The organism is Asticcacaulis sp. (genome assembly GCF_020217185.1).
Classification (GTDB): Bacteria; Pseudomonadota; Alphaproteobacteria; order Caulobacterales; family Caulobacteraceae; genus Asticcacaulis.
In genome coordinates this window covers 1-10,000 of sequence record NZ_JAIWNX010000200.1, presented here as the reverse complement: position 1 = coordinate 10,000, position 10,000 = coordinate 1, and the positions used below count along the sequence as shown (strand labels likewise).

At 58.4% G+C, this 10,000-nt stretch carries 14 protein-coding genes; 4 read left to right on the top strand and 10 right to left on the bottom strand.

Annotated elements, in window-relative coordinates:
* Positions 1-190: type II toxin-antitoxin system RelE/ParE family toxin (locus LDL37_RS09960; protein WP_290797503.1), on the top strand; the 190-nt coding region annotated here is incomplete at its 5' end.
* Positions 187-480, top strand: a complete 294-nt coding sequence (gene nadS, locus LDL37_RS09955; protein ID WP_290797500.1) for a NadS family protein — start codon at positions 187-189, stop codon at positions 478-480. The genes LDL37_RS09960 and nadS, both read left to right, overlap by 4 nt.
* A gap of 69 nt (positions 481-549) precedes the next feature.
* Here the strand turns inward: nadS and dxs are convergent, their stop codons facing one another.
* The 4 genes from dxs to LDL37_RS09935 form a co-directional block, all read right to left on the bottom strand.
* Positions 550-2,472 carry a 1-deoxy-D-xylulose-5-phosphate synthase gene (gene dxs, locus LDL37_RS09950; RefSeq protein WP_290797497.1) on the bottom strand — a complete coding sequence of 641 codons (1,923 nt, stop codon included), beginning with the start codon at positions 2,470-2,472 and terminating at the stop codon, positions 550-552.
* 131 nt (positions 2,473-2,603) lie between these two features.
* Positions 2,604-3,515 carry a polyprenyl synthetase family protein gene (locus LDL37_RS09945; protein ID WP_290797494.1) on the bottom strand — a complete coding sequence of 304 codons (912 nt, stop codon included), beginning with the start codon at positions 3,513-3,515 and terminating at the stop codon, positions 2,604-2,606.
* A gap of 1 nt (position 3,516) precedes the next feature.
* The gene (locus tag LDL37_RS09940) at positions 3,517-3,756 is read right to left on the bottom strand and encodes an exodeoxyribonuclease VII small subunit (protein WP_126420403.1); all 240 of its coding nucleotides are present in this window, start codon (positions 3,754-3,756) and stop codon (positions 3,517-3,519) included.
* A 59-nt stretch (positions 3,757-3,815) separates the two neighbouring features.
* Positions 3,816-4,370, bottom strand: coding sequence for a histidine phosphatase family protein (locus LDL37_RS09935; RefSeq protein WP_290797491.1), 555 nt, complete (start codon positions 4,368-4,370; stop codon positions 3,816-3,818).
* Positions 4,371-4,813: 443 nt separating this feature from the next.
* Between LDL37_RS09935 and LDL37_RS09930 the strand changes: the two genes are divergently transcribed.
* Positions 4,814-5,110: an ankyrin repeat domain-containing protein gene (locus LDL37_RS09930; RefSeq protein WP_290797489.1), complete on the top strand. Its 297-nt coding sequence runs from the start codon at positions 4,814-4,816 to the stop codon at positions 5,108-5,110.
* Positions 5,111-5,126: 16 nt separating this feature from the next.
* Here the strand turns inward: LDL37_RS09930 and LDL37_RS09925 are convergent, their stop codons facing one another.
* From LDL37_RS09925 to LDL37_RS09900, 6 genes are all read right to left on the bottom strand, one after another.
* Positions 5,127-5,603 carry a hypothetical protein gene (locus LDL37_RS09925; RefSeq protein ID WP_290797487.1) on the bottom strand — a complete coding sequence of 159 codons (477 nt, stop codon included), beginning with the start codon at positions 5,601-5,603 and terminating at the stop codon, positions 5,127-5,129.
* Positions 5,603-6,079 carry a hypothetical protein gene (locus LDL37_RS09920; protein WP_290797483.1) on the bottom strand — a complete coding sequence of 159 codons (477 nt, stop codon included), beginning with the start codon at positions 6,077-6,079 and terminating at the stop codon, positions 5,603-5,605. The genes LDL37_RS09925 and LDL37_RS09920 overlap by 1 nt, the downstream gene beginning before the upstream one ends.
* Positions 6,080-6,165: 86 nt before the next feature.
* On the bottom strand, positions 6,166-7,395 hold the full coding sequence (locus LDL37_RS09915) for a cyclopropane-fatty-acyl-phospholipid synthase family protein (RefSeq protein ID WP_290797480.1): 1,230 nt from the start codon (positions 7,393-7,395) through the stop codon (positions 6,166-6,168).
* A gap of 55 nt (positions 7,396-7,450) precedes the next feature.
* On the bottom strand, positions 7,451-7,876 hold the full coding sequence (locus tag LDL37_RS09910) for a DUF2177 family protein (protein WP_290797477.1): 426 nt from the start codon (positions 7,874-7,876) through the stop codon (positions 7,451-7,453).
* 28 nt (positions 7,877-7,904) lie between these two features.
* On the bottom strand, positions 7,905-8,558 hold the full coding sequence (locus tag LDL37_RS09905; RefSeq protein WP_290797474.1) for a ChrR family anti-sigma-E factor: 654 nt from the start codon (positions 8,556-8,558) through the stop codon (positions 7,905-7,907).
* On the bottom strand, positions 8,555-9,109 hold the full coding sequence (locus tag LDL37_RS09900; RefSeq protein WP_290797469.1) for a sigma-70 family RNA polymerase sigma factor: 555 nt from the start codon (positions 9,107-9,109) through the stop codon (positions 8,555-8,557). Before LDL37_RS09900 ends, LDL37_RS09905 begins: the two co-directional genes overlap by 4 nt.
* Before the next feature lie 379 nt (positions 9,110-9,488).
* On the opposite strand from LDL37_RS09900, the gene LDL37_RS09895 reads away from it, so the two are divergent.
* The coding region (locus LDL37_RS09895; RefSeq protein WP_290797467.1) for an FAD-dependent oxidoreductase at positions 9,489-10,000 on the top strand (512 nt) is incomplete at its 3' end.

Here is a 10,000-nt window from a genome sequence, read left to right as displayed (position 1 = left end):
TGGCGGCGGCATCCGCAAGGTGCGGCACGCTTTGTCGGGGAGTGGAAAAAGCGGCGGCGTGCGCGCCATCTACTATTGGATCAGACCGGATCAGAGGATTCTGATGCTGGTGGTCTATCCCAAATCGAAAAAGGATACCCTGACGGACAGGGAAGTCGCCATTCTGGCGCAATTGGTGAAGGCGTTATGATGGACAAGGAAGTGTTTGCCGATCTGGTGCAGAGCCTCAAGGAAGCGGCGGAGATTACAGCCGGACGGGCCGAACCGTCGCGCCGCTTTATCATCGCTGCGCCCGATGCCAAGGCAACGCGGGAGCAACTTGGCCTGTCACAAAGTGAATTTGCGCGTCTAATGCACGTCAGCGTCAAGACCCTGCAAAACTGGGAACAACACCGCCGCACACCCACCGGCCCGGCGGTCGCCTTGCTCAAAATTGTCTCCGAAGCCCCGGAGACGGCCCTGAAAGCCTTGCAGGGCTAGTATCGTGAATTTGAAGTTCGCTTCATTCTGATATCGAAAGCCCGGCGAACTTCAAAATCAAAAACGATATTAAAGCACCGCTGCCCTGGCGATATCGGCCTCGCTGAACCCCAGCGCCTTCATGGCCGAAGCCGCAATGCCCTGCGCGTCAAGACCCGCATCGGCGTACATTTTTTCCGGCTTGTCATGGTCCTGGAAGCGGTCCGGCAGGGTCAGGGTGCGGATTTTCAGACCGTTATCCAGCGCGCCTTCGGCCGCCAGATAGTGCAGCACAAAGGCCCCGAAGCCGCCCATAGACCCTTCTTCGACCGTGATCAGGCATTCGTGGTGGCGCACCAGTTGCAAGATCAGGTCCTTATCCAGCGGCTTGGCAAAGCGAGCATCGGCCACCGTGGTCGAAAGCCCGCGCGCCCCCAAAAGATCGGCGGCCTTCAAAGCCTCCGGCAGGCGCGCCCCCAACGACAGGATGGCCACTTTTGAGCCTTCGCGCACAATACGCCCGCGCCCGATGGCCAGCGTTTCCGGCACGGCCGGGATTTCAACGCCGACTCCTTCACCGCGCGGGTATCTGAACGCCGAAGGCCCATCATCATAGGCGGTAGCCGTGGCGATCATGCGCGCCAGTTCCGCCTCATCCGAAGCGGCCATGATCATCATACCGGGCAGCGTCCCCAGATAACCGATATCGAACGTCCCGGCGTGGGTCGCCCCGTCGGCCCCGACCAGACCGGCGCGGTCGATGGCAAAGCGCACGGGCAGGTCCTGAAGCGCCACGTCGTGCGCCACCTGATCATAGCCGCGTTGCAGGAAGGTCGAATAGAGCGCGCAAAACGGCTTCATGCCGTCCGCCGCCAGACCGGCGGCAAAGGTCACGGCGTGCTGTTCGGCAATGCCCACATCGTAGCAGCGCGTGGGAAACACCTCGGCAAAGCGGTCAAGCCCGGTGCCCGACGGCATGGCGGCGGTGATGGCCACCACCTTCGGGTCGATCTGCGCCTGCTTGATCAGTTCGGCGGCAAAGACTTCGGTATAGCTGGGGGCATTGGCCTTGGGCTTGGCCTGCTCACCGGTGATGACGTCGAACTTGGCCACGCCGTGATACTTGTCAGAGGCGGCCTCGGCGGGAGCGTAGCCCTTGCCCTTCTGCGTCACCACGTGCACCAGCACCGGGCGGTCGGTGATGTCGCGCACGCGCTTTAAGACCGACAAAAGATTGTCCATGTCGTGCCCGTCGATGGGCCCGACGTAATAAAAACCCAGTTCCTCAAAGAAGGTGCCGCCGGTCACATAGGTGCGCGAAAACTCCTCGCCCTTGCGCACCATCTCAAACAGCGGACGCGGCAGGCGTTCGGCCACGCTCTTGCCGAAGCGGCGCACCGCCTGATAGGCGCCGCCGGAGACCAGATTGGCTAGATAGGCGCTCATGCCGCCCACCGGCGGCGCGATCGACATGTCGTTATCGTTGAGGATAACCGTCAGATTCTTCGTGGTTTCGGCGGCATTGTTCATCGCCTCATAGGCCATGCCGGCCGACATCGAGCCGTCACCGATGACCGCCACGACCTTATTCGTTTCGCCCTTATGGTCGCGCGCCGCGCAAAAACCCAGCGCCGCCGAAATCGAGGTCGCCGCGTGCGCGGCACCGAACGGATCATAGGGGCTTTCCGAGCGCTTGGTGAAGCCGCTGAGGCCGCCGCCTTGACGCAGGGTGCGGATACGCTCGCGCCGCCCGGTCAGAATCTTGTGCGGATAGCACTGATGCCCGACGTCCCAGATCAGAATATCGCGTGGCGTTTCAAACACATGGTGCAGCGCCACGGTCAGTTCGACCACACCCAGCGCTGAGCCCAGATGCCCGCCCGTCTTAGACACCACATCAATGGTTTCGGCGCGCACCTCATCGGCCAGCGTCTTCAACTCAGCGGCAGACAGATGGCGGATCGCTTCCGGGACCGTCAGCGTGTCCAGGACCGGCGTTTCGGGTTGGGGCATAAGCGGTGCACTCACAGGCCGGATCAGAACCGGCAATGGTTTTGTTCGTCTCTAGCGTAACCGACATAAAACTGCGGCAAGGTTTTGTCCAGTAGCGAAGACTTTGCCTGCGGCGGCGAAGACGACCTTGCTTAGCTCTGCCGTTTCAGCACAAAATCCACGCTGTCGCGCAAGATGTCGGCATCGGTCCCGAAAATATCCAGTCGCGCCTTGCACTGTTCGGACAGGAGCCGCACCCGCGCCTTGGCTTCGTCCAGCCCCAGCAGCGTCACGAAGTTGGTCTTGCCCTTGGCCGCGTCCTTGCCACCCGCCGCCTTGCCCAGCAGGTCCGGATCACCTTCGACATCCAGAAGATCGTCGGCAATCTGATAGGCCAGCCCCAGATCCTGCGCGAAATGGATCAGGGCATTGGCCTCCTTCTCCGGCACGTCAGCAATAATGATCGGGATTTCAAAAGCATGAACGATCAGCGCGCCGGTTTTCATGCGCTGCATCCGCGCCACGCCGCCCAAATCGTCTGACACGCCGATCAGGTCGATCATCTGACCGCCGGCCATGCCCTGCGCACCCGACGCCAGAGCCAGCCGCGAGATCAGTTCCACCCGCACGCGCGGGTCTTCGTGGGTATCTTCGGAGGCCAGAATCTCAAAGGCCACGGTCTGAAGCGCATCCCCGGCCAGCACGGCCGTCGCCTCATCATAGGCGCGGTGCACGGTCAGTTGCCCGCGGCGGATATCGTCGTCATCCATGCACGGCAGGTCGTCGTGCACCAGCGAATAGGCGTGGATACATTCCAGCGCGCACGCCGCCCGCAGCACGGCCTGCGCATCCGCATCGAACAGACGCCCGGTTTCGAGCGCAAAAAACGGCCGCAGACGCTTGCCCGGCCCCAAAGCCGCGTAGCGCATGGCCTCGGTCAGGCGCGATTCAAACCCTTCGGCGCGCGGCAAAAGCTCATCGAGCGCCATCGTCACCAGATCGGCGGTCTCCTGCATCCGTTCATGCAGCGGCGGCAGGTCGGAATTGGCGGCGACCGGCCTCACCTCAGTTGAACTCCGCCGGGGCCGTGCCTTCGACCTGACCGGTCTTGGACAGGGTGATTTTTTCGACCTGAAGGCGGGCAGCCTCAAGCCGGTCTTCGCACAGGGCCTTCAACGCCGCGCCGCGTTTATAGAGTTCGAGAGACTTCTCCAGCGGGGCCTGACCGGACTCCAGCTCTGCCACGATGCGCTCAAGCTGGGCCAGCGCCTCTTCGAAGGACAGGGTCTCGGCAGGTTCGGTCATGATGGGCCTTTCGTTACGCAATCAGGTTACGGAGGGGGGCGGCATTGAGCAAGGGCTGCTCAGGCGCGTCGCTCATAGCGGCGGCAGCCCCAGTACTTAAACCCCTGCTCGCAGGTTTGGCTATAGCCTAATTTTCCCAATTCGAGCGAAATCATCCAGTTGAAATAGCCGTGCGCCAGAAGCAGAACGTCTTCACCGGTCTGCGCCTTGTCGTGCAGCAGGCGCGCGGCTTGCGCGGCGCGGGCCTCGGCCTGTTTGCGCGTTTCTTCGCCTGCGTGGTGGTTGAACGCCCACCACCAGAAGCGCGAAATCCCGCCCCAGTATTTGGGCGAAAAAGTCAGGAAGGTCGGAAAATTGGGCGGCGGCAACGGCGCTTCGATAAACAGATCAAGCGATTCAAACGGCTTGCCCTTACAGACAGCGCGCGCCGTTTCGATGGAGCGTTGCAGGGTCGAGGAATAGACAAAGCCCGCTTCCTCGGCCCATTTGATCAGTTGCGGCGGCGGAATCTGACCTTCGAGCAGACCGGCCAGCGTATAGCGCCCCCACCAGTCGCGATAGCCCGCCGCCGTCAGCTTGACGCGCCGCGACAGGGCCGGTTCACCGTGCCGCACGAGGGTAATCGCCCCGTTTCGTGTCTGCGCTGTGCCGCCCTTGGCCAAACCGCTGCCTCTCTAATACCAACCCAGAGTCATTTTCAATGGCACTGGGTATAACAGGAATCGCAAACGATTCCGGCTCCGTTTCAATGAGAGGTTTGGTAGCCCGCCGCATGGGGGGAGACAAGTGATTTCGCGTCGTTGATAAAATCGCAGAATCGTCCTACTGAACGAAAGCAGGATAGAAGTCCAGCCCAATCAAACGGCTTACTAGGAGCAGTGAGCCTGATGGGCTATGTATGCAGCGTCAACAATTGATGTTGTCACATTAAAATTCCCCAACTTACTTACCATGAGCCCATAGCAACAGTTAATCTCTTTATTGATGGTTAATGCTTGGGTGTTATTGTAATTACGACAGCTATGCTGTACATTAAAGTTTTAAGAGGGGCACACGCATGTCTGAAACCTATCGCTTCGAGGCGGCATTAAAATCCATTGAGTGCGAAGATATGGAAGGGCTTTCCGATTATCTTACGACTGAAGTTAATCTAAATCAAAAGGATGATCGAGGCTGGACTTTATTGACTGCCGCGATTGTATGTAACAATACAAATGCAATATACGCGCTGCTTGAAAAAGGCGCATCCGCCCTCATAAAAGACAATCTGGGGATGACACCCGTTGATCATGCCATAGAGCTTAGGCATTTCGAGCTGGTAAAAAAGCTAAGGCGACCCTCCAAAGCCGCATAATTACAAAGCCGATATATCAGGTTGGTGGTTTGATCGACTCATCAACAGCCATTGTCCCAAGGCTAAGTTTTTCAGCGCTTTCAGTCGTTTCCAGAAGAACATCATTTATTTGAATTTCAATTTCACGCCTTTCAGACTCATCTCGCGTGTACGTCAATTTATACTCAAATTTATCCGCTTTAGCTAAACCACCAATGAGCATTTCATAAATTAAAAGGTTTGTATTGTAACGTTGAGCCACTTTCAAGTTCGACCAAAGATAATGACTGGCCGTCACTAATAGCGTGTAAGCTCCGAGAAATATAGATACGTATTTTTCTACATTGTCTGTCGCATCAACCGCGGCGGCGCAAAGTGACCAAATACCAAGAAGAAATGGTGCAGAAGCACTCATAAAATGGATAATGCGATAGATTCTATAATAGTTTCTGATATCCCTATAAACCTGCGCTTTGAGAGTCTCGGCCTTTTTGTATTTTGTACGATCAGACATTAACAGCAATCGCAGACAGAAATCTTGGACAAACCATTCAGGATGTGGGTGTGCTGACAAACCCTTCCGTTGTGACAATCGCCAAAACAGGCATGGGCCTGATTCATATAAATACGAACCTTGTGTCCACTCCTCGATTTGTGAATCGGAGGGTTTTTAATGGTTACCTTTGGCAGGTAGACAGGGCCACAATTCCGGTTTCGAAAAGCCTCCCAAAAATCAGCCCTGAGGTATTCGGACTCATCACAACCCATTGACTGAAGGAAATCAATGATTTCCTGCGTGTCGTTTTTGAGGAATATTTTAATTCTATTGCGGGAGTGCGGAACAGCAAAAATCATGTCGGCCACAGTTTGGCGACGCTCTGCCATCGCTACATGCGAAGGATTACGCGCCGAAAGCGCCTCGTATTTTTTGTAATCTGTCGTAATCTGTGCCAGCTTACGCCATTCGGACATGTTGACCACAATGCTCATGAACATTCCCCGCTACTTCTCGAAACAGGGAATAGTTTTACAACTTATCCACAGGCTTTGCAAGCATATGGGGAAATCAACACTCACTATTTATGAAGCGCGAAATGCACGACGTCGGTGCGCTCGGTGCGGAACCCCGCTTCACAATAGGCGAGATAAAACAGCCACATCTTGCGGAAGGCTTCATCGAAGCCGCTGATGCGCCCCTCAGCCCAGGCCGCATCGAAGCGACGCGCCCACATATTGAGCGTGCGGGCATAGTCGTGGCCGAACGGCGGATCCGACAGGACCGACAGGCCGGCCTTGGCGCTGTGGCTGCGCAGCTTTGACGGCGACGGCAACATGCCGCCGGGGAAGATATAGCGCTGGATGAAGTCCGGCCGCTGACGGTAATCTTCGAACAGCTCGTCGCGGATCGTAATGATTTGCAACGCCGCCTTGCCACCCGGCTTGAGGCAGTCCGACACCTTGCGGAAATAGGTGTCCCAGTATTCCATCCCCACCGCCTCAAACATCTCGATGGAGACGATGGCGTCGTATTGGCCCGTCACATCGCGGTAGTCGAGTAATTTGATTTCGACCTGATCAGACAGGCCCAGCCGCTGCATACGTTCAACCGCATAGTCGTGCTGTGACGGCGAAATGGTCAGGCAGGTGGCCCTGGCGCCCATTTTCGCCGCGTATTCGGCAAAGCCGCCCCAGCCGCAGCCAATTTCCAGCACGTGCTGCCCCGGCTTGAGATCGACCAGCCGCGCCAGCGCCGCATACTTCGCTGTTTGCGCGCGCTCAAGGTCTTCGGTGCCTTTGAACAGGGCGGACGAATAGGTCATGGTGGCGTCCAGCCACTCGGAATAGAAGGCGTTGCCCAGATCATAGTGGGCAAAGATGTTGCGCCGCGACCCTTCCTTGGTGTTGCGGTTGAAGCTGTGCAGCAGACGGCTCATCATCTGCATGAACGGATTGCCGATAAAGAAGCGCGTCAGGCGATCGATATTCAGCGTGAAGACTTCGAGCAGGTCCGGCAGGTCGGGCGTATCCCACTCCCCGGCGACGTAACCGTCGGCGAAACCGACATCACCGGCCGACAGCACGCGGCGCAGAAAGCGGAAATCATTGACTTTCAACACACCGTGCGGGCCGGGCTCCCTCCCGCGGATTTCAAACGGTGTACCGTTCGGCAGGATGATGTCGAGATTGCCGCGGTGCCAGTTATGGCGCAGCGTCTTGAGCGGCTGCCGCAGGGCCTTCGGCACCACGTGCAAATCGGCGCTTTTGGCTACGAAATGGGGACCAAGGGATGTCGAGGTGCTGGACATAGGGCCGCCTCCGTCTGAGTTTTTTATTATAATGAAAACGCGCGCTGCAAAAAATCTATATCTTGAGCAGCCGCCCGGCGAACACGACCAGATGCGACGCGACGGTCGTCAGAACCGCCCCCCAGATCATATCGATCACCACCAGTTTGAGGGACCAGTCGCGGATTACGGCCATCGCCGTCAGATTATAGGTGCCATAGGCCAGAAGCCCCAGCAGCGCCGCGCTGATCGTCAATGACCAGCCGGCGGGCAGGCCATACACCGGCAACTGTCCCGACAGGACCGGGAAGGTCAGAAACCACGTCACCCCCAAGCCGTAAAGCAGATAGAAGGCTACCGCCGCCGCCATATTGATGCGCGTGGCCATCAGGTCGCCCATCAACGGCTTGTACAACGGACCGGCGGTGAGGCTCAGCCACACGGTATCAATCACCGCGAAGGCGATCAGGGTCAGGACGAGCGCGCTCAGAAACATCTTCATGCCTCACCTTCAGCAATGGGGGGTCGGGTCAGATACGCGCGAAAGGCTGCAACAGTTTACCCAGAAGCGTCTTTGGCGCGATGGGCGCGTTCGCCGCGATCAGGCACAGGCAATCGTCCGCCGCGATCAGGGGCGAATGGTGATCGCCTTCGTCGCACGACACACAGTCGCCGGGGTGATAGGCCCCGCGGTCATCGCTGAAACAGCCGGTCAGAACCAGAGTCATCTCCAGCCCCTGATGGTCGTGCACCGGCATCTGCATGCCGCCCTTGACGTGCATCAGATAGGTCAGGCCGCGCCCGTCCTTAGGGGCATCGAGATGCGCCATCCACACGCCCGGCGCGCCCCAGTAGCGCGGCTTGAAGGCCGCCGTGCGCACGGATTCCGGCAGGTCGATACCCTTGAGATAGGCAGGCAGTTCGGGCGCAACGCGCGGCTCAGGGGCCTCTTCGGGGCGCTCGATACGCGCCAGCGCCAGCTCCAGCGCGTCATCGGCCATATCGACCGGCACGATATCTTCGAGCATGGAGGCACCGATGGCGTCAAACAGGCGCAGCGACGTGCGGCAATGCAGGCACATTTCCAGATGCGTTTCGACCAGCAGGGACTGACCGGCGTTCAGACGGCCACGGTGGTAGTCGAGCAGGATAACCTCATCGAGGTGGTGATTAATGGACGTCATACGCTTTTACTTTCAGCACGGGTTTCAAAGGCCGCCCGCAGCCGCAGAAGCGCCAGCCGAAGACGTGATTTCACGGTCCCCAGAGGGATGGAAAGGGCCTGCGCGATGTCGCCATGCGACAGGTCCTCAAAAAACGACAGCCGCACCACTTCGCGCTGCTCCGGCGACAGGGTCTGCATCAGGACGCCAATCGTCTTGGCATCCTGCACTCCGATCAGGTGCGTATCCGGGGCCTGTTCCGGTTCCGGGGCCCACAGGTCTTCCGGCAGGGTTTGCGCCCGCTTTTGCTTGCGCACGCCGTCAATATGCAGGTTGCGCGCGATGGAATAGATCCAAGTCGTCGCCGACGCCTTGGACGGGTCGAAATAAGAGGCCTTGCGCCACACATTGAGCAGGGCATCCTGCGCCAGGTCTTCGGCTTCGATGGCGGTCAGACCGCGGCCCATCATGAAGGCCTTGAGTTTGGGCGCGTATTGACTGAACAATTGCGCATAGGCCGCACGGTCACGCCCTTCGGCGATGCGTAAAATCAGGGCTTCGGGCACACCCATGGGACGCCCTCCCCGGCTCAGGCCAGTCTCTGCGACGATCATACGCGCAGAAGACCCGATTAAATCGTCGCGGTCAAAGGACATTTGAGGCCGCCCGTAAAGAGTCGATGTGGACTTGGCTGTGGTCATGAGGCTTCTACGCCGCAGCCACAGGTTTGGATTATACCAAAAAGGCAGTGAAGGTGACTTTTGGTATTCGCTACGCGCCTGCCTCATGTAGCCCGTACATATGAGGCAGGCGCGTAGTCTCAACGGCCGGAGGCGGTCAGCCTCTTTGGCCGTTGATATTATAAAGCATATCATTTCCGGAAAATCAGATAGGCTGATCCAGCGCCCGACTCCCGGCGTAAGCGTCTTTATATAAGCAAGGACATAAAGAATGTACGACGCCAGCCGCGCCACCCCGGACGCTTCCCGCCGCCCCCGTATCGCCATTGTGGGCACAGGGATTTCCGGTTTATCCGCCGCCTGGCACCTTCATCCGCACACCGACATCACGGTGTTTGAAAAAGAAGACCGCCCCGGCGGCCACAGCCACAGCGTCAATATCGGCAGTGCCGAGACCCCTCAGTGGGTCGATATGGGCTTTATCGTCTTCAATACGCCCTGCTACCCCAATCTGACGGCCCTGCTCGACTATATCGGCGCGCCGCATCAGTCTTCGGACATGTCGTTCGGCGTTTCTATCGACAAGGGACGGCTGGAATACGCCTCGGTGTCTCTGGCCGGGCTTCTGGCGCAATGGGGCAATGTGGTGCGCCCGCGCTTTCTGCGCCTGATGTGGGATCTGGTGCGCTTCTACAAGACCGCCCCGCTCGATCACAAGGCGCGTCAGGACGAGCGCCTGACCCTGGGGCAGTATCTGATCAGCCGGCGCTATTCGCGGGCCTT

What these genes read in the sequence shown, in the direction of transcription:
- LDL37_RS09905 (WP_290797474.1), bottom strand. Translation starts at nt 8,558, where the DNA reads ATGACGTCCATTAATCACCACCTCGATGAGGTTATCCTGCTCGACTAC.
- LDL37_RS09900 (WP_290797469.1), bottom strand. Translation starts at nt 9,109, where the DNA reads ATGGGTGTGCCCGAAGCCCTGATTTTACGCATCGCCGAAGGGCGTGAC.
- LDL37_RS09920 (WP_290797483.1), bottom strand. Translation starts at nt 6,079, where the DNA reads ATGAGCATTGTGGTCAACATGTCCGAATGGCGTAAGCTGGCACAGATT.
- LDL37_RS09910 (WP_290797477.1), bottom strand. Translation starts at nt 7,876, where the DNA reads ATGAAGATGTTTCTGAGCGCGCTCGTCCTGACCCTGATCGCCTTCGCG.
- LDL37_RS09915 (WP_290797480.1), bottom strand. Translation starts at nt 7,395, where the DNA reads ATGTCCAGCACCTCGACATCCCTTGGTCCCCATTTCGTAGCCAAAAGC.
- LDL37_RS09930 (WP_290797489.1), top strand. Translation starts at nt 4,814, where the DNA reads ATGTCTGAAACCTATCGCTTCGAGGCGGCATTAAAATCCATTGAGTGC.
- LDL37_RS09925 (WP_290797487.1), bottom strand. Translation starts at nt 5,603, where the DNA reads ATGTCTGATCGTACAAAATACAAAAAGGCCGAGACTCTCAAAGCGCAG.
- nadS (WP_290797500.1), top strand. Translation starts at nt 187, where the DNA reads ATGATGGACAAGGAAGTGTTTGCCGATCTGGTGCAGAGCCTCAAGGAA.
- dxs (WP_290797497.1), bottom strand. Translation starts at nt 2,472, where the DNA reads ATGCCCCAACCCGAAACGCCGGTCCTGGACACGCTGACGGTCCCGGAA.
- LDL37_RS09940 (WP_126420403.1), bottom strand. Translation starts at nt 3,756, where the DNA reads ATGACCGAACCTGCCGAGACCCTGTCCTTCGAAGAGGCGCTGGCCCAG.